Raw genomic sequence first — 24583 nt, forward strand, 5'->3', positions numbered from 1 at the left:
CTGATGAATTAGGCGCTAAGTTTTGCCTCTGATAATTCCGATTCCAAGTAGACGCGTTCGTAGGCAATAATTTTTGGCTTCGGCCCTGTGGTGACTCGCAGCACGAAAAACTCTCCAGGCGCCAAGGTTTTTTCGGCGGTCAGGGCAGGGGTGATTTCCTTGCTCGCATACTTGGAAAAGGTTTCGAGGATCGTCGGAAGCGCTGGACGATGTGAACAGATAAGAGCATTTTTGGTCTGACCAAAGGTGTCTTCAATGACGTTCTTGGTTTTTCTTGGACCGCGTTCGTTTGCAAGTTCAGTTAGTTGAGAACGTTCAATCAGGGTTCGCTTTGTTTTTTTGGAGTACGGAGCAACAGTCTGCTGGCATCTTGTCCAAGGGCTTGTGACCAATCGCTTTGGGCCGTAAGCATCCAGCAGACCAACCAACCGTTTTGCCTGCTGACGTCCTTCTGGTAGCAACGGCCTTTTAGCCTCTTCTCCGGCCCATGAGGCCCGCGGCGTTGCTGAGGTGTGGCGAAGAATTACTAGACCTCTGGTTTCGAGTTCACCCTGATCGTAAAACTCAAGGGTTTTTGCTAGTAGCTCACGGTCGTGGTCGTAGGTGAGCTGTTTCATGGCTTTTTTGGCTGTGAACCACTCGACTTTTTTGATTTCATCGTTGGGTGTGAACTTTGATTTTGCAATTGCGCTGTCTTTGACCTTGGAAACCCAATAGTGAACCTCTTTGGTCTCGCCGGAGTCCAGCTCATAATCGATGACCGCAAGCTTTCGACCGAGCCTGATTCTGATGCCGGCTTCTTCTTCAACTTCTCTCACTGCGGTTTCTGGCAGCAGTTCCCCCGGGTCAACCTTTCCCTTGGGAAAGGTCCAATCTTTGTGCTTGGTTCGGAAGACAATGGCCAGTTCTATCTCGCCCTTTGACATTCTCCAGCACACCGCACCGGCCGCGTAAACGGTCATTACCTAACCCTTTTTTTCAATAGAGTTCTCGCCATTACTTCGTCCTGCATGTCAATCAGGGGCTCCCCATCGTGATTCTTGGAATCCCTTCGCCAAATACCGCTGGACTCAAGTTCCCAGATCGCGACCGTGCCACTGACGGCAAGCTCCAAAAGATCGTTGAGTTCCTTTATTTGATCAGTTTGGGTTATCTGCACTAATGACTCGACCCGTCGATCGAGGTTTCGGTGCATCATGTCTGCACTCCCAATAAAGACATCGGGGTCACCTGCGTTTTCGAAGAAGAACACTCGGCTGTGCTCTAGATAGCGCCCGAGCACGGATACAACCTTTATGTTTTCGCTTAGGCCATCGATGCCGGGTTTTAGCGCACACATACCTCGAACCAGGATTTCGATGGGAACCCCCGCAATTGATGCAAAGTAGAGCTGGTCGATAATTTGCTCGTCTACTAAGGAGTTCAATTTCATTCGAATTTTGGCCGGCTTGCCATTTTCTTTGTTGGTGATTTCGCGCTGAATTCGCTCAACGAGTCCCTCGCGCACCCCAACAGGAGAAGTCAATATCGAGCTGTAGCCGGGCTCAGTTGAGAATCCCGAGAGCTGGTTGAAAAGCTGAGTCAAGTCTTTTCCAACTGATTCCCTGGAAGTCAAAAGCCCGAAGTCTTCGTAATACCTGGCAGTTTTTGGGTTGTAGTTTCCGGTTCCTATGTGGCAATAGCGCCTAAGTTGGTCTCCCTCTTGTCTTATCACCAGTGAGAGCTTGCAGTGAGTCTTTAGCCCAACAATCCCGTATACAACGTGGACTCCTGACGCCTCCAGTTTTCTTGCCCAACCGATGTTATTTTTTTCATCGAATCGAGCCTTGATTTCCACCAGCGCCAAAACTTGCTTGCCAGCCTCAGCGGCATCTATCAGGGCATCCACTATCGGAGAGTCTCCAGAGGTGCGGTAGAGAGTTTGTTTTATCGCCAATACCTGAGGGTCTTCAGCGGCCTGTTCCAAAAATGCCTGAGTGCTGGTAGCAAAGCTCTCGTAGGGGTGGTGAACTAAAACTTCTCGCTCGCGAAGAGCGGCAAAAATATCTGCGGCTTCGTCCTCGTCGGCCTCCAGGTAGGGGTTTGTGGTGATCGAATGCGGCTCAAAACGCAGCTCTGGCCGCCTAAGAAATGCGATTGCGGTTAGACCCCTAAGGTCCAGTGGCTCTGGAAGGTGGTAAACGTCGGTAGTGGAAATATCCAGTTCTCGCTGGAGCAGACTCAGAACCTGTGAGTCGATGTCCTCTGCTACCTCGAGGCGAACCGGTGGACCAAATCTTCTGCGAAGTAGTTCTTTTTCAAGCTGAACTAATAGGTTCTCGCCTTCGTCCTCATCGACCTCAAGGTCTTCGTTTCTAGTGACCCGGAAAATGTGATGCTGAGTAACTTCCATGCCTGGGAAAAGCTCGCCTAGAAATTGCCCCATTATCTCTTCAAGGGGCACGTAACTAGATTCTGATCCAGGGACCAGTACGAAGCGCGGCAATAGAGACGGTACTTTTACTCTGGCGAAGTGCTCCGAGTCAGTCTTGGGGTTCCGAAGGGCCACCGCGAGGTTTAGTGACAGTCCGGATATGTATGGAAAAGGATGTGCTGGGTCCACGGCGAGCGGCGTCAAAACCGGGAACACCTGGTTGGTGAAATATTCGTGAAGTGCGTCGTGCTCTGGCTCAGAAAGGGTCGACCACTGCACAACATCGATGCCGTTGACTCTGAGTTCTTGGGAAATCTCGGTAGCAAACAATTCGGCATGGCGCGACTGCAGGTCTCTGGTTCGGTCGGAGATGCGCTGCAAAACCTCCTGAGGGCTAAGGCCTGAAGCCGATTGAACCGCGATTCCGGTCGCGATTCTTCTTTTCAGTGAAGCGACCCGAACCATAAAGAATTCATCGAGGTTGGAGGCAAAAATACTCAAGAAATGCACGCGCTCTAAAAGCGGTAGTGATTTATCTTCGGCAAGCTCCAGGACGCGCTGATTAAACTCCAGCCAGCTCAGTTCGCGATCTAGAAAGCGACCCTGAGGTAAATCCGGTTGCGACTCCGGTTGAAAAATAATTTGTGTTTCTTCTGACATGGACCTAATCCTTACAGCTGCGGGTTAGCAGTAGGTGAACTTATTTCAGCTTCTTGACGCTCAGGGTCCAATCGGTAGCCGACGTTCCTAACGGTGCCAATCAAAGACTCGTGCTCCCCGAGCTTGGATCGAAGGCGCCTTATGTGGACATCCACGGTCCTCGTGCCACCAAAGTAGTCGTATCCCCAGACTTCGCTGAGGAGCTGCTCTCTGGTGAAAACCCGCCCTGGATTTTCGTTCAAGTGCCGCAGTAGTTCGAATTCCTTGAATGTTAGGTCTAGCGTCTGACCTGCCATTTTCGCGGTGTAGCTATCGAGGTTGATAACTAGTCCAGTGGCATGGCCTAGGTCCGGCGCTGTTGTCTGTTTTGCTTCCAGCAAAATTCTCAGTCTTGCATCAACTTCTGCCAGGCTCGCGCCTTCCAAAACAAAGTCGTGCAGCCCCCATTCGACGCTTACTGCCGCAAGAACGCTCTCGTTCGCAACCAGCATCAGGGGTTTGGTCCAGCCCGCGGCGCTCAAAATTCTTGCAACGGATTTTGCACCCATGAGATCATGTCTGCAATCAAGTAAAACTAAGTCGTGTCTGGGTGATTCGGCGAGGCTTTGCGGATCAAACGTGACTTGAATCAGCTGGTGTCCGAGGGCATCAAGGGCGCCCAGTGGGCTGGCACCCGCGGGTGAAATGCACAAGACAATAGCCATGTCAGCACCCTTCGTTTAGCCAAATAATAGTCCGAATTTACGCCTATTTGGGTAGAGTTTGAGGCGTGAGTAGGCAGTGGTTGCAGATTGCAGTGATTTGGACGGGTGTCCTGATCGCAGGCATTGTCGCCCTATTTAGTTATTCCGATGATCGTCTCTACACGGCATTCGCCGCCATAGCCGGAGCGGCTATTGCCCTTGTGAGCCTCGAGCACTTGTTCTCAAGAAAGTCCAAGGACACCGTAAGGCAGCAAATTTATGTTTCAACTGGCACCGTCACAATCCTTGGTGTTATGACGCTGATTGCATTGGTCAGATAGACTGTGAGTATGTTGTTGGCAATCGAAATATTTTTTACGGGCCTGTTGGTTTTGGCCACAATCGCTATCGCAGGTGTGTCCGCGCTAGTGGTCTTCAAGTTATTCAAGGGCCAGAGCTAGTTTGTTCGTTATCCCCGATGACTTACCAATAGCACTCACCCCATTTACGTTTCTGCTTGGCAGCTGGAGCGGCTCAGGTGTTGTTAGTTATCCGGTCGAAGGAGCTGCCACAACCGAAATCGAATTTTTTCAGAGGGTCGAATTCACTCCTCTTTCCACCGGGAAGCTTGAATACCGCTCAATCGTCTCAGACTCTCAAGGTGCTCTCATTACCCAGGAGCAGGGCTACTGGATGCTTGCGCAAATAAGCACCGCGGACCAACCTGGACCCGGCCTTTTGCCCGGAAGCGGAAAACCCATGATTGAAACTCGTGACGATTTGGAATTGCTTAGGAACAAAAACGATGGTTTTGAAATCGAAGCAATCATCACCAATTCTGACTCTGTTTCTGAGCTCTACTTCGGCCAAATAAAAGGTGCGAGAGTCGACATTGCGACCGACGCCGTTCTAAGGTCCCCTAATTCCAAGGAATACACAGCGGGCCAACGCATGTTCGGACTAGTAGAAGGTGCCCTACTTTGGGCATGGGACATGGCGGCCATTGGCAGCCCTTTGAGATCCCACGCATCGGCGAGATTGGAGAAGCAGGTTGACTGACCACTACGGCAACCCTCTTCTTGAGCAGCGAAAACTTTTGTCCCAGGATGCCTACGTGGAGCGCACCGACCAGAGCGTTTTTGAAGTAAATGGTCCGGATGCTAAAAGCTGGCTGCACTCGCTGCTATCGCAGAACATCATGAATCTTAAAGAGGGTGAGAGTGCTGAGGCGCTTTTGCTAACGCCTCAGGGAAGAATCGAGCAACAGCTAAAAATTATTGCCACTGAAGCTGGCGTTTCGATCATCACCGCCGCAGATCGCCTGGAGGTTTTGATTGCCTGGCTTCGAAAAATGGTTTTTCGTTCAAAGGTTGAGATTACTGAGCGCGCTGACCTAAGGGTAATCGGCGGGTTCTTTATTCGAGAAGGCTTGTGCTGGATCGACAAGTTTGAAAATGAGCCAGTGGGTTCCGTGCGTTACGCCGCAGAGCGGGCTGAGTTTCCATATCGGGAGTATCTACTCAAAGAAGCCCCAACGGACCTTACGCCAGCCGGGCTGTTAGCTTATGAGGCTCTTCGCATTAGCGTTGGTCGACCGGAGATAAAAGATGTTGACGATCGCTCGCTACCTCACGAGTTTGACTGGCTGTCGTCCGCTGTCCATTTGAGTAAGGGCTGCTACCGCGGCCAAGAGGCCGTTGCGAAAGTCCACAACCTAGGTCATCCGCCTAGAAGGTTGATTATCCTAAATCTCGAGCAGGGCGATGTTTTGGCCAGCAAAGATGACAAAGTTTTTTACCAGGAAAAAGAAGTTGGCAAAGTTGTAGCAGGTGCCCTCCACTACGAAACCGGGTCGCTAGCACTCGCGCTGGTGAATAGAAATACTCCATATCTAGATTTGTTTATCGAATCCGGTAGCTTCCGAGTTTCTGCCATGCAAGAAGTCTTAGTGCCTCACGATGCAGGAAAGGCGGCGGATCTCCCAAGACCCGCAGCTTTCAAGCTCACCGGCCGGAAATGAACCGATTTGTAATTAGATTTTCCTTTGCAAGAGTCAGGGATTCGCTCTGGACAATCGGGCAAATAGTTCTTGCGGCGCTGTCTTCTTACCTTTTTGCCCGCTACATTCTCGGCCATCAAGTGCCCCTTCTGGCGGTCACGGTTGCGATCTCTTCGCTCGGCTTTAGTCGCGATACCAAGCCCAAGCAGGTCTTACTTACGGCCATAGCTATGTTCTCGGGAGTCGTTCTAAGCGAGACTCTTTTGCAAACTTTTGGCAGCGGTGCTCTGCAGTTAGCGATAGCAATACTGCTTGCTCTGATGATCGCAAGGCTCTTTACCTCCAACCCGGCCTTTACAATCACGGTTGCGATTCAGGCTGTTTTGGTCCAATTGATGCAAACCCCGGTTACCGGTATCTACTCTCGGGCGATTGATGGTTTGATTGGCGGCGCCATTGCACTGATATTTGTTTCACTCATGCCACGCAACCCAATCAAGTTGGCAAGACAAGACTCAAAGGCATTGTTTCTGGTTTTTAGAAACACGCTTTCAACCGTTGCGGCGGTGCTGAGGTCCCCAAATGTAGATTTGGCCGATCAAGCTCTCACCGAAATTCGTAAAACTCAGCCCTTGGTCGACAATTGGAAAAGCTCGCTGGAAAGTGCGCTTGCGATCAGCAAAATTTCTCCCTTTTATCGCTGGACCACAAAAGAGATTAGTCAGCAGTGGCAGGTTGCAGAAGGCATGGATTTGGCTACCAGGAATCTAAGGGTGCTTACTAGGCGAGTGCATTTTCTAGTGAAAGACGAAAAACCTCGGCCTCAGCTTGCTGACCTGGTGGGAAAAATAATCATTGCTACCGAGTTACTTGAGCAAACCTCCGATGATTTTTCGGTAATTCAAAAGGCGAAAAAATATCTTAGAAAAATTCCAGCTGGATTGAGCCCAAAGGTTTTTGACCCACCGCTGACAATCTCTGAGAGTGCCCTGCTGCTTGAAATTAGGCCACTCTTCGTGGACCTTGCTGTCGCAGCTGGCATAGGCGCGGATCAGGCCAGGTCGCTGCTTCCTAAGGTTGACTAAGCTTTCCCACATGACTTATGACTTGATCCTGCTGCGCCACGGCAATTCGACATGGAACCAGAAAAACCTCTTTACCGGATGGGTGGACGTTGATTTGACCGACCAGGGGAGGCAGGAAGCCAAGAAGGCCGGAGAGCTCATCGAAGCTTCTGGACTCAAGCCGGACATTCTCTACACTTCGGTTCTAAAGCGAGCGATAAACACCGCCCACATTGCCCTGGATCAAATGGACCGCAATTGGATCGAAACGCTGCGCTCATGGAGATTGAACGAGCGGCACTACGGTGCCTTGCAGGGCCTAGATAAAGCCGAAACCTTGGAAAAGTATGGACCGGAGCAATTTCAGATCTGGCGAAGAGGCTTCGATTCTCCTCCGCCGGCGATTGCTGAAGATTCTCAATATTCCCAGGCTTACGATGAGCGTTACAGGGACCTCGGACAAGATTTACCCGACACCGAGTGCCTCAAGGATGTCCTGGTGCGCATGCTGCCCTACTGGGAACGCGAAATCGCTAAGTCTCTTAGAGATAACAAGACGGTTTTGGTCACCGCACACGGTAATTCGCTTCGGGCACTGGTAAAGCACTTGGATGGCATCGGCGATGACGAAATTACCGATCTCAACATTCCAACCGGAGTTCCACTTCACTACAAGCTTGATGAAAACCTTCAGCCACTAGAAAAAAGCGGCCGTTACCTGGATCCTGAAGCGGCTAAAGCCGGAGCGGATGCAGTTGCATCGCAGGGAAAGCATTAACTAAGTTCTTGCCAGTCTCCAGTTTGGAGGAAGCTCACCTTGGATGAAATATCCACAACGTGGTCGGCAAATCTTTCGAAGTAGCGCGAAGCCAGTGTCACATCGACCGTGAACATGGCATTTTCGGACCAATCTGGACCCAGCACAATGTCGAATACTTTTCTGTGGAGTAGATCCACTGCTTCGTCCTCTGCCTGAATCTCACGGGCCAAGTCAACATCGGTGTCGCGAAGCAAGATAATGACCTTGTCGGCAAGCTTTAGGTTTAGTCTTGCCATCTCTTCGAAGGTGCCACGAAGAGAATCGGGGATTGCGGAGCCAGGGTAACGGTATCGGGCAATTGCGGCGATGTGTGAGGCAAGTGAGCCCATTCGCTCTATGGAGGCGCTCATTCGAAGTGCCGAAACCAAAATTCTAAGGTCTCGTGCAACCGGGGACTGGGTCGCCAAAATCTTAATTACTAGTTCATCTAAGTCCAAAGCGCGCTCTTCGTTCGCGTCCGTCAACGCAAGCGCTTCATCAGCTAGCGAAACATCGCTGGTTAGAAATGCTGACGAGGCTTTTTGCATGATTGTGCGGGCCTCTTTACCCAGTTCGACCAGTCGGGTCTGGACTTCAATTAGTTCTTGCTGGAATACTGCGCGCATTTTTTCCTAACTGCTTGCTAATTTCTTGAAAGATGCCCGAGTGTCCCACCGCTATTCAAATTTCAGATTAACTTCGAACTAACCGGCGGAAAACTAGCGCTTATAAATACAAATTTACACCTAGTCTTGTTTCAAAGGCACTTGTTTACTTGGTAAACACGAGATTAGGAAAAGTTCTTGGGCATTCTTAGCAACAAAAAAGCGAATCAAGCTGACGCTCGTCAGGTTGATGCTTTCGAGATTGTTGCAGCTCAAGTCGTCGATGTCCTGGCAACCGCAGGTGTGGTTTTAGATGAGCGGAACTTGGTTTTGCGGGCATCCCCTGGTGCAATTCAATTCGGCTTGGTTCAAAATAGACACCTGATTCACTCGGCTCTTGTTCGTTTAGTCGAAGATGCCAGGTCAACATCGGGTGCGGCTGAACAAGAGCTTCAAATCGAGGCCGGTCTCCAGCGAGAGCAGCTTTGGGTCCATGCCCGTGCCGCTAAGTTCGGTGACCGCTACGTGATGCTGTTAGTAGACGACCGGACAGAGGCTAAACGACTAGAAGTAACCAGAAGAGATTTCGTAGCAAACGTGTCTCACGAGCTCAAGACTCCAATTGGTGCAATAAGCCTGCTAACCGAGGCGATTGCTGGCGCTCATGACGACCCGGATACCATCAGGAAATTCTCGGCCTCTCTTCAGAAGGAAGCGGCACGGCTTGGCAGCCTAGTTCAGGAGCTGATGCAGCTTTCCAGGGTGCAGGGCGCAAACCTTTCTGATACGGCAGTCGAGCTTGATCTTGCGCTGGTGATCAACGATGCGGTAGATCGCAACCAGGTGCTTGCCGAGCAGCGTGGGGTGAAGCTAGTGACCAGTGCCATAAAGGGCTCTCGAATGGTTGGAGACTACGAAATGCTCACCACTGCGGTTCGTAACTTGGTCGAAAACGCCATCGCTTACTCTGACAAGGGTTCTCAAGTCGGAATTGGGCTGAAAGAAATCGGTGGAGTAGCGGAGATCGCTGTCACCGATTCTGGAATTGGTATTTCGGAGGACGAACAAGAGCGCATCTTTGAGCGCTTTTACCGCGTTGACCCATCGCGGTCTAGAGATACCGGTGGGACAGGACTCGGGCTGTCAATCGTCAAACACGCGGCGTCGAACCACAAGGGTGAGGTCAGGCTATTTTCAAAAGAGGGTGTCGGAAGCACTTTCACGCTTAGGTTACCTATCCAGAACAGGGAGACAAATTGACCAGAGTTTTAGTTGTTGAGGACGAGCAAAACCTTCGGGAACCTCTTGTGTATCTTTTGCAAAAAGAAGGCTACGACGTTATTGAGGCTGAAGACGGCCGAAGTGCCATCGACATCTTTTTCAGCTTGGGTGCCGACTTGGTGCTTCTGGATCTTATGCTCCCGGGGGTAAACGGCAACGAGGTCTGCAGGGCAATCAGGGCAGAGAGCCAAGTCCCAATAATCATGGTCACCGCAAAGGATTCGGAAATAGACAAGGTTGTCGGGCTTGAAATTGGTGCTGATGACTACGTTACAAAACCTTATTCATCTAGAGAGCTACTCGCCAGAATGAAAGCTGTCCTTAGACGTGGGACCGAAACCGCCACTGTTTCTTCAAGCTTGATTAAAGCCGGACCGGTCGAAATGGATCTCGAGCGCCACACGGTGACCGTCAACGGCGAACGAATTCAGATGCCTTTAAAGGAATTCGAGCTTCTGGAGCTACTGATGGAAAACGTGAACCGAGTACTAACCCGGGGTCAAATTATTGACCGAGTTTGGGGTTCAAATTATTTTGGTGACACCAAAACTCTTGATGTTCACGTGAAGCGGATTAGATCAAAGATCGAAGAAGATCCGGCCAGGCCAGTTCATCTGACTACCGTAAGAGGTCTGGGATATAAGTTCGAGGCTTAGGTTCGCTAGTTCAAAAGTTCAAGAAATGGGCGGTACTCAGCAAGAGAACCGTCGAGCACCGGAACTGCCATCTGTATTGGGTTCATGCCGTCGCTCACAAAAATAGTGTGCATCGAACCCGGTCCCTCCGCAATCTCTAGCAAAATACCGACATTGCCGCCATAGCCCAGGTCGTACTTGGCTTTCGGGCCAACTTCGAACTTGTAAATCGTTCGATTGTTATCCTGATCAACGGTCTGAATATTTGCGCTGATAGCGGTATCTGAGCTGTTCACGAAAGAGCCAATTAGAACCGCCTGGGGCCCTTCGGATTTTATAAAGAGTAGATTTCTTGCCTTCAAGCTCCCAATGTCACTAATAACCCCGTCGCTAGGAGAGTAGGGATCCAGCGAGGACACGTTTCGGCTCAACGAGCAACCAGAAAGTGCAACGACTGTCAGGGCTGTGACCAAAAGGGCAGTTAATTTCTTGATTTGCAAGGGTCCTCCGCTTTAGCTAACACCGAAAGTCTAGCCTAGGTAATTGGCGGGAACTGTGGTAAAATAAGGGTTTTGAAGCCGAAAGAAGTGTATGAAGTTTGAAGTTGGCGAAACAGTTGTTTATCCTCACCACGGTGCCGCAGAAATTATCGAAGTTTCGAAAAAAACTGTTCGCGGTGAAACTCAAACCTATCTAAAGCTTCGAGTGGCTCAGGGCGATCTGATTATTCAGGTTCCAGCCGCAAATGTCGAAATGGTTGGGGTTCGAGACGTAATCGACAAGAAGGGCGTCAAGCAGGTCTTTGATGTGCTGAGAGCCGAGTTCGTGGAGGAGCCAACTAACTGGTCCAGGCGATACAAGGCAAACCTAGAAAAACTCGCCTCCGGTGATGTTGTTAAGGTTTCTGAGGTAGTTCGAGACCTGTGGCGTCGTGACCAAGACCGTGGCTTGAGTGCCGGTGAGAAGCGTATGCTAGCCAAAGCAAGACAGATTCTTATTTCAGAGCTTGCTCTTGCACGCAAGGTAGACGAGGAAAAGGCATCTGCTGAGCTTGACAAGGTATTGGCAAGCTAAAAAATGACCGTAGCGGTGGTGTTGGTCTCTGCCGGCAAGGGCGCAAGGCTTGGGGCGTCAGTTCCGAAGGCCGTGGTGTCGGTAGCCGGAAAAACCTTATTAGAGCTTTCTTTGATGAACATTTCAGAATTCAAACCAGACCAGTTGATTGTGGTCGCGCCCGAGGGCCTGACGGCGGAGTTCGAAAGACTAACCGCTAAATTCTTCCTAGATTTCAAGGTTGTAACCGGTGGCAGTACGAGGCAAATGTCGGTAGCCGCTGGCATGAACGAAGTGACATCCGATTTTGTTCTGGTACATGATGCTGCTCGGGCCTTTGCTCCAAAAGAAGTATTTGACCGGGTAAAAGGTGCGCTCGAGTGGGCAGATTGCGTTGTTCCAACTATTAAGCTTTCAGACACCGTGAAGCGGGTAAAGGACAACTGGGTCGATAAGACTGTTGATCGCAACCAGCTGAGGCTTGCCCAAACGCCTCAGGGGTTTCGGGTTTCGACTCTCAGAGACGGCTTGGCCAGAGCGACTGCGGACTTTACGGATGACGCGGCTCTCCTAGAGTCAATGGGTGTGCCCATCGCGATAGTCGATGGCCACGAGCACGGCTTTAAGGTCACTACTCCATCAGATCTCGAGCGGGCACGAGCAATCTTTGCCGATGTTCGCTCTGGAATTGGCGTTGATGCGCACCAGTTCAGTGATTCGGGGACGCTGATGCTGGGATGCATAGAGTGGCCTGAATATCCATTACTTTCTGGGCACAGCGATGGAGATGCAGTTGCCCACGCGATCGTAGATGCCCTTCTCGCTGCAGCCAGCTTGGGGGACATCGGCTCTAATTTTGGAACTGACAGGCCCGAGTACCAGGGTGCTAGCGGTGAGCTGTTCTTGCGAGCAGCACTTGGTTTGCTGTCCGACGCTGGTTTTGAACCGGCCAACGTTTCGGTGCAGGTGGTTGCAGATGAGCCAAAAATCGGTCCGCGGCGATTAGAAATTGAGCAACACTTAAGTCAAATAATTGGGGCTCCCGTCTCTGTCTTGGCTACCACGACCGATGGGCTTGGTTTCTTGGCCGACTCAAGGGGAATAGCCGCTGTGGCAACTTCCCTTGTGAGAATGCGTGGCTAGGCTTTTGAACATGAAGCTCTATGACACAAAGGCCGGCGAACTAAGGGATTTCGAGCCCCTGGTTGCAGGGCGGGTTTCTATGTACGTTTGCGGTCCAACCGTGCAGTCCGCACCTCACATTGGACACTTAAGGTCCGCGCTTGTTTATGACCTGATGGCAAGGTGGTTTACGCACCGAGGGCTTGAGGTTCAGCTAATAAGAAATGTCACTGACATTGATGACAAGGTTTTGGAAAAAGCCGATGAGCAGTCGGTGACCTGGTGGGAACTTGCCTACAAGAACGAGCAACTGTTTGCGAACGATTATCGCCGCCTCGCCATTGGACTCCCTGCGCATGAGCCAAGGGCCACCGGGCACATTCCTCAGATGATTGCTTTCATTGAAAAACTTGTGGGGCTTGGTTACGCCTACGAGAGTCTCGATGGTTCGGGGGACATGTATTTCAACACCGCAAAATGGTCAAATTACGGCGAACTTACTCACCAGAAACTCGATGACATGGAAGGCGCCCACTCAAATCCGGCGAAGATAAATCCTCAGGATTTCGCTCTTTGGAAAGCGGCAAAGTCCACGGAGCCCGAATCTGCCAGTTGGCCTTCTGTTTTCGGGAGCGGCCGCCCAGGGTGGCACATTGAGTGCTCAGCCATGGCCGCCCACTATTTGGGGGAGAGTTTCGACATTCACGGAGGAGGCTTAGACCTTCGGTTCCCTCACCATGAAAATGAACTTGCGCAATCCACTGCAGCCGGCCACAGTTTTGCCAACTACTGGGTCCACAACGGCCTGGTGAGTGTTCAGGGTCAAAAGATGTCCAAGTCACTCGGGAATTCTGTATTGTCGGAGGATCTATTTGACAAGGTGAGTGACAAAGCCGTCCGCTATTACCTAGCTAGCGCTCACTACCGCTCAGTGCTGGACTACCAACCTGAGGCAACCGTCGAGGCTGCCGCTGCGCTTTCTAGGCTCCACGGTTTCGTTGTTCGGGCGTCCAGAGAGCTAAAAGAAACCAGGTTTAGTGAGTTCGCAGCAGTTGAGTTGCCCGATGAATTCACTATGCAAATGAATGACGATTTAAATATTCCCGGAGCACTTGCTGTTATCCACGAGAGCGCAACTGCCGGCAATACTGACCTAGACGAGCAGCGATTAAGCCAAGCGCATCAGCGCTGGAGCGAGGTAGTCGGTATGCTCGAGGTTCTAGGTCTTTCCTTGGATTCATCAAACCGGACCAATCAAGAGCATCGAGCGCTGGATCAATTGATTCAAACTTTGATTGCCGAGAGAAATAAAGCTAGAGAAGACAAGAACTATCAACGCGCTGATCAGATACGCGACCAGCTTATAGAAATTGGTATCGAGCTATCTGACTCGACATCTGGAACACATTGGAGTTTGAACTAATGGCAAAAATTGGAAGACCCGGAGCTGGTAAGTCTAAAAAAGGTCCGCTCAAGGGAACCGGTGGGCACGGACGCAAGTCCCTAGAGGGCAAGGGCCCAACCCCCAAGGCCGAAGATCGTAAATATCACAAGACCTATCGCTCTCCAAAGGCTACGACTGAAGTTCGTCAAACCCCTAAAAAGGGTCAGTTTGTGGCATCTAAAACCGGCAAAGCATCGAAGGCTAATGCCACCGAAGTTCTATCCGGTAGAAACTCTGTGGTTGAAGCGCTGAAGGCAAGCGTTCCCGCTACCGCCTTGTTCATTGCCCAGCGCATCGAGGTTGATGACCGAGTTCGGGAATCAATGACCATTGCTAACAAGCGCGGAATAGTCATCAACGAAGTCACTCGAGTTGAGATTGATCGGATGACCGGCGGCGACAGCGTCCACCAGGGAATTGCTCTTCAGGTTCCTCCATACAACTACAAAGACCCGAACGAACTCTTGGACCGAGCTTTGTCTCAATCCTCCCTTCCGCTATTGGTCGCGCTAGATGGGATAACTGATCCTCGAAATCTGGGTGCGATAATCCGGTCGGTTGCGGCCTTTGGTGGCAACGGAATTATCTTGCCGCAGCGTAGAAGCGTCGGCGTGACCGCAGCGGCTTGGAAAACAAGCGCTGGAGCAGCAGCCAGAATGCCGGTTGCTCTGGCAGCAAACCTCAACCAGACAATCAAGGAATACAAGCGTCGAGGAGTCTTCGTGGTGGGGCTCGATGGCGACGGAGACGTTTCGCTTCCTAATTTTCAGCTCTTTGACAAGCCACTTCTAGTTGTTGTTGGTTCCGAGGGCAAAGGACTATCTCGCCTGGTGCAAGAAAACTGCGACCAAGTCATTTCGATACCAATTTCCGAGGTTACTGAATCGTTGAATGCTGGAATTGCTGCAAGCGTAGCTCTCTATCAAATTGCAGCGCTGAGGGCCTAAACCTTAATCTCGCCAGTCGCCAGTTTCATCATCGCTCACAACTATTGGCTCGAAAACCTCGCTGAGCCACTTGTGAACCAAAACTTCTTCGTCGAAGCCAAGGCGAGCATTGGATAGCGAGTACTGGTCGATGTCGTTCAACAGCCCCTTGGTAAGGCTGCAATGTTTTCTTTAGACCAATCCTCCAAAGGCAAATGTCACGACAGATGCAGTAGCTCAGGTTCTGCCGCGGCAGCCGTAATGCTTATCGAAGATGGCATTGAAGCCTAGTTAAGGCGCTCACCCGACTCGGTGTCAAAGACGTGAACGGCTTCTGTGTCAGTCTGAAGGTGGATCTTGTCTCCAGCCATCGGGTGATCGATTGGGTGCACTCGAACTACGATGTTCTGCTCTGTGCCATCTAGTTGAACGCGGCCATAGAGGTAGCCATCGCTTCCAAGTTCTTCGATCACGTCAACGTCAACAAACAGACCCTTGGTGGCAACAGTCAGCCTTTCAGGCCTGACACCAACGGTCACTCGGTTGCTAGTTGCCTTCGCAAGGATCTCACGGGAAATCGGAAGAACTGCATCTCCGAACTGAACACCACCGTCAATTATTGGAAGCTGAACAAGGTTCATTGCCGGAGAGCCAATAAAGCCGGCCACAAAGATATTCTGGGGACGATCGTAAAGATTTCTCGGCGTGTCGACCTGCTGCAGTAGCCCGTCTTTCAAAACTGCAACCCGGTCACCCATGGTCATGGCTTCTACCTGGTCGTGTGTCACGTAAATCGTGGTTACGCCAAGACGGCGCTGCAGCGAAGCAATCTGAGTTCGAGTCTGAACTCGGAGTTTGGCATCCAGGTTGGAAAGCGGCTCATCCATCAAGAAAACCTGTGGCTGTCGAACAATGGCTCGACCCATCGCAACCCTCTGTCGCTGACCACCGGACAGAGCCTTTGGCTTGCGGTTTAGATATGGTTCCAAGTCCAATAGCTTGGCAGCTTCTAGAACTCGCTCTGCGCGCTCATCCTTGTTCACGCCAGCGATTTTCAGGGCGAAGCCCATGTTCTCCGCGACGGTCATGTGAGGGTAGAGGGCATAGTTCTGGAAGACCATTGCAATGTCTCGGTCTTTTGGCGGCACATCGGTGACTTCTCTGTCTCCGATGTAGATTCCGCCCTCGTTGACCTCTTCAAGCCCGGCAAGCATTCGCAACGATGTTGACTTACCGCAACCCGAAGGTCCAACGAGCACTAAAAGCTCGCCGTCTTCAACTTCGAGGTTTAGTTTGTCCACCGCGGGCTTATTTCCGCCCGGGTAGATCCTCGTTGCATTTTTAAATGACACTGTTGCCATGATTTACTCCTTCACCGGCAGGTACGTGCCGAACGATCCTTAGTGATGGATGTTTGCCGAAGCGAACAACATAAGCATGCCACTGGAATTAGACTTGTCCGGCACTGCAATAAAGTTTATGACAAAGGACAAAGATGACCCCCAACGAAAAGCCGACTCGTTCAGAGCAACGTGACGCAGCCAGAGACAAAGCGCGCGAGCTTCGGAAGCTAAGCGCCAAGAAAGAAAAGCGCAACCGTTTGTTGTTGCAGGTCTCGGTGGTTCTTGTCGCCCTTGGAATCATCGGTGGCATCGGGGCGGTAGTTCTTGTTGATGCGGCGAATCGTGCGGATGCACCGATTGTTGGTGAAACGCCGGACAACTTGACCGATCTTGGTGGGCTAAAAATTGGTGTTGGGCTTCAAGCCTTCACTCTTGGCAACACTCCAACTCCTGATGCGGCTGAGCAGACTCCTAAAATCGAGATTTACGTTGACTACCAGTGCCCAATTTGTCAGGCTTTCGATGTTCCAAACTCCTCTCAGGTTCGCTCTTGGGCAGACGTTGGTGCAGCAACGGTTGAAATCAGGCCGATTTCTTTTCTTGATCGCGCGTCCTTGAATGCCTATTCATCAAGAGCCGCGAATGCTGCTTTTTGTGTTGCCAACTTTGAGCCAGATTCTTTCTACGATCTTCACGAACTCTTGATGGCTGATCAGCCGGAGGAGGGCACTCAAGGACATGATGATGATCAGCTGTTTGCCTACGCCGAAGAGGCTGGTGCTGGAACTGAAGAGGTAAAGGGCTGCATACAAGCTAAGAGCTTCGGGGACTACATTGAACAGCACACTCAGGCAGTGTTGTCCTCTCCCCAGAACGGAGTCAGTGTGACTGGGACTCCAACCATATTGGTTAACGATAAGCAGTACACCTGGGCAACCGGCGATGACCTAGTCTCCGCTGAGCGCTTTGCTCAGTTTGTACAGTTGGCAACCGCTGAGTAGTCGACCGGGTTAGTTACAGGGGGCCTGCTGTTTTGAGTGGGTGAGGTTGACTGGCCTAATTCAGCTGTCTCAAAATAGGGGGAGAATCCCCCTAAATCCAAGGGAAATGCTTACAACTAGATGGCAATAAGCGATTATCCATTAGGCTATGGCGGGGCTAAAACCCCAAGCCGACCTGGCGCAATTGGTAGCGCACCACTCTTGTAAAGTGGGGGTTACGGGTTCAACTCACACTCACTTCGTATCGCGTATTGCTTCGCAATCCCGCGTCGGCTCTAGGTTCTATCAACTAGCTGGTTACAGGGGCTTTCTATGGATAGCCCAGGAAATGCTGGAATTGGTAGCAGCTGGTAGCAGCGAGTGCTTTTTATGCAGAACTTCCTCCAAATAAGGAGGAAAAGATGACAGAGATTATTCGCCGTAAAGCAACCGTATTTCCCTACCGAGGTAAGTGGCGGGTTCAGTACCTGGATACTTTTGGAAGACAAAGAACTCAGACTGCTGAAACCCGCAAAGATGCCTACCTGCAGCTAGCCGAAATAGAAGGCCAGGTTCGTAAAGGTTTTCTGAACCTCACCCCAGATGAAATACCAAGTCTTGGTCAATACCTGGGTTACTGGTTGCAAAAGCGGGAGCCAGAACTAAACCCCACTACTCACTGGTGCTATCAGTCTCATGTTGCTAATAACTTGAAGCCGCTAATGGGAAATTTACGGCTAGATACTGTTACCGCCAGGCAAATTCAGGACCTTTATAGCTACCTTGCAGAAGAGCGTGGATTCAAAAGCGGGACTGTCAGGAAAGTGCACTCTATTTTGAGTTCAGTATTCAAATTGGCCGTAAAACAAGGTCTAATTACCCACTCACCAGTTGCTGGTGTTAGTCAGCCAAAGTTTGAACAAAAACAGATAGAAGTCTTCACAAAACAAGAGATGGAATGCATCCTCAGACATGCCTCTTATAAGCCTCCAAAGGCCTATCTGAGGTGGTTACTAGCCCTTCGTTATGGATTACGACAAGGCGAAGTTTTAGGGCTTAAATATGGCGATTTTGACCTTGTTTCTAGCACCTTGAAAGTCAACCGAACTGTCAATTCTCTACCTGGCAAAGGTGTAGTTGAACTACCTCCCAAGTCCAAACAATCGGCAAGAACTATTCCGTTGGATGCTGAAATCATTCAACTTCTAAGCCAAATACAAGATGGCCGCGGTTTCGTGTTTGCTGCAGAGGACGGGACGGCCCTGGAGGCAACCGTTGACCAGCGAAGATGGCGAGCATTATTGATTGAATCTGGGATTCGGCACTTGCCACTTCATTCAGCAAGGCACTCTGTTGCGACCCATTTGGTAAATGGGGGAGTAAACCCTCGGATAGTCCAATTGCTACTTGGTCATTCATCAGCGGCTTATACGTTGGCGACTTATGTTCATCCGAATACCCTGGATATCGCCAATGCTCTGGGTTTCAGTGCACCCAGACCAGCCCACAAGCTTGAGGTTGGGTATCAAGCAACATTAGAGTGGGGTCAGGATTTGATGGGGGATTCAAAATGAAAAAGATAATCACAGTAATTGCAGCAGCCACAATGTTGGTCACATTTGTTACACCTGCGAACGCGGCACCTGCGAAGTATTCGGTTTATCAAAAGACTCTTGCAACCTTTAGTTCCAGCGCAACAACATTGACCAGTCAGCAAAAAGCGCAGGTGCAAGTCGCTGTTGAGGCTAACCCCGCTGCAGAAAAGTTCATTTGCACGGGCATCAGGTATTACTCGCAGCCAATGAGTGTAAATATCATGGTCCGCAAGCGAGCAAAAGCGTCCTGCGATTATGCAAAGCAGCTAAACCCTGCTCTTTCAACTTGGTTCCAAAATAAGCCGACTCAAGCCAGAAGCTATGCGGGCAAGGTTCTCCTGACCGTAAAGAGCCAGGATGTTGCAAGCCTGGAAATGACCCTGGACATCTACGAGCCGTCTCTGGTGGCCGCTAAGTCTCAGGCTCTGATGACCGAATACCTGTCAAAGCAGACAGGAAAGAACGAAATTGAGATTCGCAATGGTGCAAATGTTACCCAGGCCGAATCTGATTTGCAGCTGGCCCGCCTTCAGGATTCCCTAAAGTTTTGGAGCCCTTTTTACGAACGCAAAATCATCGTTATTTTGTATACGGGAGAGGACGCATCCTGGGCATCAGCGCAGCTAAGTGCCGCTGGATATCAAAACTCTTCTCTCTTGAAAAGACTCGGTCCAGATGGGGTTTGCATGCAGTCACTCGCCTACTCCTCAGCAACGAATGACTATTTTGCGCATTGTATTCGCCCCAGCTCCTCAGGAATCAGGGAGTCCATAATTGCGGCACATGAGTACGCTCACTTGCCTCTTTTGAGCCGATACAACAAACAAGGGATTCGCAATGCAGCCGCAAACCCAGTTTGGGCCAATGAGGGCGGCGCTGAATTTTTAGCGATGGGACTTACCAGCGAGTCAGGCGGTGTCGGTGCAACCTATTTCTATAAGGTTCATTGGACCATGCTGGGGCGTGCAGAAGTAGCACCAAGTGCGGGCCTCAAGGACACGATTAAATCCAAGTTGGCAACGATTACCAGCGAGGAAGTTGTCGCAATGATGCAGGACATGGAAACGCGTCCCGCATTGAGCAGCCAATCTCCGTATGCAACTGGGAAATGGGCAACCGAGCTCTTGGTTGCTGTCTATGGGGTGGATGCTTACCTTGCATATTTAGACGCACTTAGCCCTCAGGTGTTATGGAAGACTGCCTTTGAGAACACCTTTGGCGTGAGTGTGAATGCCTTCTACGAAAAATTGACACCTCATTTTCAATGGATTGGCAAAACATACGGCTAAAGAGCCAAATGGAGAGACGCTGCTCAGCCCAACTGTTATCTGATAACAAGGGCCAAGTGTGAATGCCTAAAAGCGGAAATTGACGCTCAGCTTCTACTAACAGTGATGAGCTAAACGGAAACAAGTTTGAGCCTCTGTTAGCCGTTAACCGCAGAACTAAAGGGTTGTTCAGTTGGTGGTTCACGCTGTTAGTAGATAAGCGCTGAGGCAGTAGCCCGCTCTGAGTGCCCACTGGCTAAGTTGCTGGGTATAGAGTGAAAGCGCGTCTAGTGACTAAGGCTAGAACGAAAAATTTGTGGGGGAGTTCAGATGCGTAAATTCTTGTCCTTAGCTTTGGTTCTTACGATGCTGTCTGGATGCGCGTCACCTTCAGCGGAAGAGGCCAGCGAAACTTCGGATGCAGTTGCGCCTGTGGCGACTGAGTCACCAACCGAAGTCCAAGCCGAGGAAGAAGAAGTTGTTCAGCTGACGGTAGCTGGGTCACTCTTGAACCAATTACAAGCTGCGTATCCGCAGTGTGGATACAACGACGACTTTGACCGCGGACCAACCTTCTACGAACAGGTATGTAGAAATCATTATCCACTGCCGACTTCAGAGGAGCCTGGGCTTAACCTTTACTCTCAGCTACCAAGCCCACGAACACCAGTTGGACTCCAGGAGCACCTTCTAAAAATTTACCAATTTGCCAAAGAACTGAAGCCAATTGAGAGAGAAAACGTAGTTTTACCGAGTGCCGACGTTCAAATGCAGCAAATCATCACGGAGATTGAAAACAGACTCTTGGCGATTTGGCGTCCTCTAGGTATTACAGAAGTCGCAGGTAAGCGAATTTGGGTCAATGAGACCGATTGGGATGCTTGGCAGGCCTGGGCTAAAAGTAATGGGGCGAATAGCCAACAGCTTGCACTCTGGGACAAGCAATCTGGATTCTTCGGAATCCATTGCTGGGTAACGGCAGAGTCATACTGTGTTTCAAGTGACTTTTATAACGGAGTAAAGCATACGACTACAGTCCTCGGCAGCAATTTCAGCGGTAATAACACCTACGAGACTGCTGCACACGAAATGCTGCACACGCTGCAGGGCGAGATTCAGTTTCGTGACAAGTGCTGGTGGACTGAGGGAACAGCACAGGTGTTCAGCAACGTCATTGGATACTCAGGGCGAGTTGAGCAGGTCAGGCTCCTAAACGAGCGAACAGGAATTCAGAAATATTCTGAATCTGAAGTGCAAGCTATGTATTCAAAAGGCACAATTTGTGACTTTGACAATTTTGACGATGAAGCAAGATATTCGGTAGGCCAGTTCGCAGTGGAGTACTTGCTGCTGAATTGGACGCTGGAAACTTTCTTTGACTTCTGGTTGGAAGCTGACAGCGTTGGCTGGGATGATGCCGTCAGAAATGTGCTCGGCACCGAGCCAGATGCTCTAGACGCCGCATTTGCAAAGCACCTTCTTCAAACTGCAAAGGGTGAGGTCGCGGATGCTGACTACCAAAGGCCTTGGGATAAGAAATGGGTTCAAGAGCTATTGGCTGAAGAACCTAAAAGAGTTGGCCTAAAGATAATGCTTGAGGTTGTAAATGGAGCCTCCTACCCACAATTTTTGGTGGAGGCCAACTCCGATGACCAGACTGAAGGGGCAAAGTGGCTCAAAGCCAGCTTGACCTCAGGCAGAGTCCGACTCAACTTTGGAACTTTTCGTCAATATCAAGTGGTCCAAAATGCATTCATTGCCTGGCCCATGGGGCAACAGGGCGACTCGCCATCATTCAACATTCCACTGCAAATACCACTTATTTATGACCCAACAGTAGACGAAGTGCTAATTGTGATCGACCAAACCAAGATGACTGTTTCAGGCAAAGCAATCTATGGCGGTCAAGTGGAGTTCAAGCTGGACTGAATTGAGACTTATTGGGCAGCCACGCCCCTCTCGTCCCTGAACTGCGAGAAAGAACCAACAGCACTGCTCCATAGCAATAACCCTCCTCAGCCTTGAGCCTTCACGGTTAGGAGAACTTTTCCTGCGTAGCTGCGAGCCTGTGTCGGTTTGTTCTGATACCAGGTGGACAATGATGGATTGAGCTGTCTGGCGTAATCGCAGGCGGCCTTAGCTCTCTTGCGAACCATGATGTTCACGCTCATGGGTTGCGAATAGTACCGAATACCTGTGCAAATAAATTTCTCTGCATCTGGGTTGGCATCAAGGATGGCTTTTACTTGCGTCTTTTGCAGAGTTGTCAGTCCAGTCACGCTTGACTTGAATGTCGCAAGGGTCTTCTGACGAGAAGCCGCTGCAACGTACTTTTCCGCTGCTCTAATTATGTCCAGGCCCAAATATGCAGGAAAGATACCGACTGTCGCATCGGACCCATCAGGAGTTCCACTGGCGGAGCCCATCCAGCCATTGGGTACTGACGAATCATTGCCATAGCAGTTCTTGATGCCGAGCGGCCAATTTGTCACGCCAAAGTACTTGAAGTCATCGCCGTCCCTTAGGTAATAGCCAGACCCTGAGTCGCCGTCACAGGTCTGCGGACCATTTTGAGGTTGAGCAACCGAAAAGAGATTCGTTGGGTACGGTACGCCTCTGGACCACCGGAGGTGCTGCCTGATTCTCTGACTTGCTTCGGCTGGTGTAAGTAGACTGAAAGCAGTGGTCTTGGGGAGCACCGCGCGAGGATTCTTTTTAGAATCAACTCTTTCCTCATAGCTTTGATGCCCATAACCTGTAAACATCAGCTCTGCATTTGAGTTGGAAAGAGACAAGGCCTCCTGCTCCGAGACCAGCGACGCGGTAGTGACATCCGACAATGGCTTTTCCAGCACCAACACCCCGAAATCATTTAGGTCAACTGAAACGCCAGGAACTCGGTAGGCATAGTTTGGGTGGTAAAAACGCTTAATGACCCTCGCTGAGTTGCTATCCGTTAGTCTCCATGTTGTTCGGAATCCAGGCTTGAGAGCGCGAATTTCACCCTCAACGCCTTGGTAGCTCAGGCAATGACCAGCAGTCAACACAATCCTTGGGGCGTAAAGAAAGCCCGTACAGCCGCCCAGTGAAACAACCCTAGGGTTTCCAGGGTCCTCCTGGCCTCCATCAAGTGCGCTGGCAGGTGCAACTCCTGCAAGTACCAGCGTAAATATTGCAACAAACCAAATCGGTTTTCTCGCCCAGTTCTTAGATTTCATGTTCCCTGCACCCCAATCAGTCAGCCTCCCCCAATGAAGGCTAATTTCAGGCTACCCCTAGAACGCCCCCGTATCCAAGTAATGCTGTCCCCGAAAGGTGGTAGCAGGTGGTAGCAGGATTTGTCGTAGGGGTCCATTAATGTATAAAGCAACAACTAAACAAGGAAGTTCTGCACGCGGCGCTCGCTGCGATGCAAGAGGGGGTCATAGGGGGAGAATCCCCCTAAATCCAAGGGAAATGCTTACAACTAGATGGCAATAAGCGATTATCCATTAGGCTATGGCGGGGCTAAAACCCCAAGCCGACCTGGCGCAATTGGTAGCGCACCACTCTTGTAAAGTGGGGGTTACGGGTTCGAGTCCCGTGGTCGGCTCTGTGTTTATTGCTAGTTTCTAGGTCGAAGTTCCGCAACCATTGGGCAATTGAATGGGTTCACGTTGTTGCTAAGACCCACCTTGTTCAAGTGCTTCATGATAGCCAGGTAGCTAGAGAACAAGTTCATCTCAACCATTGTGACGTCATTCTTGCGGCAGAACTCAGAAACCATCTCGTGGGTCCTGCGAAGGTATGGCCTTGCCATTGATGGAAACAAGTGATGCTCAACCTGGTAGTTCAAACCACCCATTAGGTTGTCCTTCAACCAGCTGCCGCGAATGTTTCTAGAGGTAAGAACCTGCCTAGAGAAGAAATCCAGCTTGCTGTCTTTTTCAATAAGGGGCATTCCCTTGTGGTTTGGGGCAAAGGCTGCTCCCATGAAAAAACCAAACGTCATCATCATTGCGAACCAAAGTGCGATCGCCCAAAGCCATCCGAACATCCAGGCCATTACGAAGTAGGGCGCCGTCTGGCGGACCATCATGAGGCTGAATTCCAAAATCTTTATACCTACGGACCTGTCCTTGCGGCCAAGACCGGCAAAGGAGTCAACTAGCAAATCAAAACCTGTGAAAAGAAGAAGGAATGGGAACAGGTAGCCCTGGCGATCAGAAAGCCAACGCTCCGGTCCTTTTTTTGATTCTTTAGATTCGGTAGTGAAGCTTAAAACCCGGATGGCAATGTCCGGATCTTCTCCGATTTGATTTGGGCGCTGGTGGTGCTTATTGTGCTTTTTTAGCCAGAAGCCGTAGCTCAGGCCCGCAAACAGGTTTGCGAGTATCAAGCCGAGCCAGTCGTTGGCTTTGTTGTTTTTGAAGACCTGACGGTGCGATGCCTCATGGGCAATAAATCCATACTGCGCGCTCATGATTCCAAGGAGGCCTGCGAGAACGAAACCGGCAACTATCCACCATTGGCTCTGCTGCAATGCGTAGCCGGTAAAGCCAGCACCTACCCAAAGAGCTGATGCAATCAAGCTGATAACTACAAGCCGCATTATATAGAAGCTTGGACGCTTAGTAAGCAGGCCCGCTTCTCTAACTTGCTCGAGAATTAGGCTGAAGTTAGTTGGGGTTCTGGTTTCGGAAGCAATGCTCATTTCCTAAGTCTACGTGTCAT

At 50.5% G+C, this 24583-nt stretch carries 24 protein-coding genes and 1 tRNA gene; 16 read left to right on the plus strand and 9 right to left on the minus strand.

The genetic code is table 11. From position 1 onward, the window contains the following. Positions 1 to 8 precede the first annotated feature (8 nt). Genes IMCC13023_RS00645 through IMCC13023_RS00655 form a run of 3 tightly spaced genes read right to left on the minus strand, consistent with a single transcriptional unit; the run spans position 9 to position 3777 of the window. Complete coding sequence (locus IMCC13023_RS00645) at positions 9 to 962, minus strand: NUDIX hydrolase (protein ID WP_007540162.1); 954 nt, start codon at positions 960 to 962, stop codon at positions 9 to 11. Further along, the gene (locus IMCC13023_RS00650; RefSeq protein ID WP_007540163.1) at positions 962 to 3073 is read right to left on the minus strand and encodes an RNA degradosome polyphosphate kinase; all 2112 of its coding nucleotides are present in this window, start codon (positions 3071 to 3073) and stop codon (positions 962 to 964) included. Before IMCC13023_RS00650 ends, IMCC13023_RS00645 begins: the two co-directional genes overlap by 1 nt. A gap of 11 nt (positions 3074 to 3084) precedes the next feature. Further along, positions 3085 to 3777, minus strand: a complete 693-nt coding sequence (locus tag IMCC13023_RS00655) for a winged helix-turn-helix transcriptional regulator (protein ID WP_007540165.1) — start codon at positions 3775 to 3777, stop codon at positions 3085 to 3087. A 65-nt stretch (positions 3778 to 3842) separates the two neighbouring features. Between IMCC13023_RS00655 and IMCC13023_RS00660 the strand changes: the two genes are divergently transcribed. The 5 genes from IMCC13023_RS00660 to IMCC13023_RS00680 all read left to right on the plus strand — a co-directional run bounded on the left by IMCC13023_RS00660 (position 3843) and on the right by IMCC13023_RS00680 (position 7597). Next, a complete protein-coding gene (locus IMCC13023_RS00660; protein ID WP_157775946.1) occupies positions 3843 to 4097 on the plus strand; it encodes a hypothetical protein in 255 nt (84 codons plus the stop codon). Positions 4098 to 4218: 121 nt separating this feature from the next. Further along, positions 4219 to 4815 (plus strand): heme-binding beta-barrel domain-containing protein, encoded by a 597-nt coding sequence (locus IMCC13023_RS00665; RefSeq protein ID WP_007540171.1) that lies wholly within the window; start codon positions 4219 to 4221, stop codon positions 4813 to 4815. After that, complete coding sequence (ygfZ, locus tag IMCC13023_RS00670; RefSeq protein WP_007540173.1) at positions 4808 to 5776, plus strand: CAF17-like 4Fe-4S cluster assembly/insertion protein YgfZ; 969 nt, start codon at positions 4808 to 4810, stop codon at positions 5774 to 5776. The genes IMCC13023_RS00665 and ygfZ overlap by 8 nt, the downstream gene beginning before the upstream one ends. Next, positions 5773 to 6840: an FUSC family protein gene (locus IMCC13023_RS00675; RefSeq protein WP_007540175.1), complete on the plus strand. Its 1068-nt coding sequence runs from the start codon at positions 5773 to 5775 to the stop codon at positions 6838 to 6840. The genes ygfZ and IMCC13023_RS00675 overlap by 4 nt, the downstream gene beginning before the upstream one ends. 10 nt (positions 6841 to 6850) lie before the next feature. Further along, positions 6851 to 7597, plus strand: a complete 747-nt coding sequence (locus tag IMCC13023_RS00680) for a phosphoglyceromutase (protein ID WP_007540177.1) — start codon at positions 6851 to 6853, stop codon at positions 7595 to 7597. On the opposite strand, the gene phoU is transcribed toward IMCC13023_RS00680, so the two are convergent. Further along, on the minus strand, positions 7594 to 8244 hold the full coding sequence (gene phoU, locus IMCC13023_RS00685) for a phosphate signaling complex protein PhoU (RefSeq protein ID WP_007540179.1): 651 nt from the start codon (positions 8242 to 8244) through the stop codon (positions 7594 to 7596). The two genes, IMCC13023_RS00680 and phoU, sit on opposite strands and share 4 nt — an antisense overlap. A gap of 177 nt (positions 8245 to 8421) precedes the next feature. On the opposite strand from phoU, the gene IMCC13023_RS00690 reads away from it, so the two are divergent. Together IMCC13023_RS00690 and IMCC13023_RS00695 are read left to right on the plus strand one after the other, a co-directional pair. Next, positions 8422 to 9483: a sensor histidine kinase gene (locus tag IMCC13023_RS00690; RefSeq protein ID WP_007540182.1), complete on the plus strand. Its 1062-nt coding sequence runs from the start codon at positions 8422 to 8424 to the stop codon at positions 9481 to 9483. Next, a complete protein-coding gene (locus tag IMCC13023_RS00695; RefSeq protein ID WP_007540183.1) occupies positions 9480 to 10160 on the plus strand; it encodes a response regulator in 681 nt (226 codons plus the stop codon). Before IMCC13023_RS00690 ends, IMCC13023_RS00695 begins: the two co-directional genes overlap by 4 nt. Before the next feature lie 5 nt (positions 10161 to 10165). Here IMCC13023_RS00695 and IMCC13023_RS00700 read toward each other — a convergent pair whose 3' ends face one another. Then, positions 10166 to 10639, minus strand: a complete 474-nt coding sequence (locus tag IMCC13023_RS00700; protein ID WP_007540186.1) for a hypothetical protein — start codon at positions 10637 to 10639, stop codon at positions 10166 to 10168. Positions 10640 to 10730: 91 nt separating this feature from the next. Here IMCC13023_RS00700 and IMCC13023_RS00705 point away from each other — a divergent pair, with 91 nt between their 5' ends. The 4 genes from IMCC13023_RS00705 to rlmB are packed head-to-tail and all read left to right on the plus strand — an operon-like array spanning position 10731 to position 14705. Beyond that, positions 10731 to 11213 (plus strand): CarD family transcriptional regulator, encoded by a 483-nt coding sequence (locus tag IMCC13023_RS00705; protein ID WP_007540188.1) that lies wholly within the window; start codon positions 10731 to 10733, stop codon positions 11211 to 11213. A 3-nt stretch (positions 11214 to 11216) separates the two neighbouring features. Beyond that, complete coding sequence (ispD, locus tag IMCC13023_RS00710) at positions 11217 to 12335, plus strand: 2-C-methyl-D-erythritol 4-phosphate cytidylyltransferase (RefSeq protein ID WP_007540190.1); 1119 nt, start codon at positions 11217 to 11219, stop codon at positions 12333 to 12335. Positions 12336 to 12339: 4 nt separating this feature from the next. Continuing rightward, complete coding sequence (cysS, locus tag IMCC13023_RS00715; protein ID WP_040324751.1) at positions 12340 to 13737, plus strand: cysteine--tRNA ligase; 1398 nt, start codon at positions 12340 to 12342, stop codon at positions 13735 to 13737. Continuing rightward, the gene (gene rlmB / locus IMCC13023_RS00720) at positions 13737 to 14705 is read left to right on the plus strand and encodes a 23S rRNA (guanosine(2251)-2'-O)-methyltransferase RlmB (protein WP_007540195.1); all 969 of its coding nucleotides are present in this window, start codon (positions 13737 to 13739) and stop codon (positions 14703 to 14705) included. The genes cysS and rlmB overlap by 1 nt, the downstream gene beginning before the upstream one ends. 3 nt (positions 14706 to 14708) lie before the next feature. Here rlmB and IMCC13023_RS07135 read toward each other — a convergent pair whose 3' ends face one another. Further along, positions 14709 to 14846 (minus strand): DUF4032 domain-containing protein, encoded by a 138-nt coding sequence (locus tag IMCC13023_RS07135; RefSeq protein WP_007540197.1) that lies wholly within the window; start codon positions 14844 to 14846, stop codon positions 14709 to 14711. Between the two features lie 125 nt (positions 14847 to 14971). Next, positions 14972 to 16045: an ABC transporter ATP-binding protein gene (locus IMCC13023_RS00725; RefSeq protein WP_007540199.1), complete on the minus strand. Its 1074-nt coding sequence runs from the start codon at positions 16043 to 16045 to the stop codon at positions 14972 to 14974. A gap of 134 nt (positions 16046 to 16179) precedes the next feature. On the opposite strand from IMCC13023_RS00725, the gene IMCC13023_RS00730 reads away from it, so the two are divergent. The 4 genes from IMCC13023_RS00730 (at position 16180) to IMCC13023_RS00750 (ending at position 21799) form a co-directional block, all read left to right on the plus strand. Continuing rightward, positions 16180 to 17028, plus strand: a complete 849-nt coding sequence (locus IMCC13023_RS00730; protein ID WP_007540202.1) for a DsbA family protein — start codon at positions 16180 to 16182, stop codon at positions 17026 to 17028. Positions 17029 to 17429: 401 nt separating this feature from the next. Continuing rightward, positions 17430 to 18581 carry a tyrosine-type recombinase/integrase gene (locus IMCC13023_RS00740; protein ID WP_007540203.1) on the plus strand — a complete coding sequence of 384 codons (1152 nt, stop codon included), beginning with the start codon at positions 17430 to 17432 and terminating at the stop codon, positions 18579 to 18581. Continuing rightward, positions 18578 to 19891, plus strand: coding sequence for a hypothetical protein (locus IMCC13023_RS07345; protein WP_007540204.1), 1314 nt, complete (start codon positions 18578 to 18580; stop codon positions 19889 to 19891). Before IMCC13023_RS00740 ends, IMCC13023_RS07345 begins: the two co-directional genes overlap by 4 nt. 309 nt (positions 19892 to 20200) lie before the next feature. Next, positions 20201 to 21799: a hypothetical protein gene (locus IMCC13023_RS00750; RefSeq protein ID WP_007540205.1), complete on the plus strand. Its 1599-nt coding sequence runs from the start codon at positions 20201 to 20203 to the stop codon at positions 21797 to 21799. Positions 21800 to 21885: 86 nt separating this feature from the next. Here the strand turns inward: IMCC13023_RS00750 and IMCC13023_RS00755 are convergent, their stop codons facing one another. Further along, positions 21886 to 23088, minus strand: coding sequence for a trypsin-like serine protease (locus IMCC13023_RS00755; RefSeq protein ID WP_007540206.1), 1203 nt, complete (start codon positions 23086 to 23088; stop codon positions 21886 to 21888). 301 nt (positions 23089 to 23389) lie between these two features. Here IMCC13023_RS00755 and IMCC13023_RS00760 point away from each other — a divergent pair. Continuing rightward, a tRNA-Thr gene (locus IMCC13023_RS00760) sits at positions 23390 to 23462 on the plus strand. Positions 23463 to 23474: 12 nt separating this feature from the next. On the opposite strand, the gene IMCC13023_RS00765 is transcribed toward IMCC13023_RS00760, so the two are convergent. Further along, on the minus strand, positions 23475 to 24563 hold the full coding sequence (locus IMCC13023_RS00765; protein WP_007540207.1) for a fatty acid desaturase family protein: 1089 nt from the start codon (positions 24561 to 24563) through the stop codon (positions 23475 to 23477). Positions 24564 to 24583 lie beyond the last annotated feature (20 nt).

This window comes from Candidatus Aquiluna sp. IMCC13023 (assembly GCF_000257665.1).
Taxonomy (GTDB): domain Bacteria; phylum Actinomycetota; class Actinomycetes; order Actinomycetales; family Microbacteriaceae; genus Aquiluna.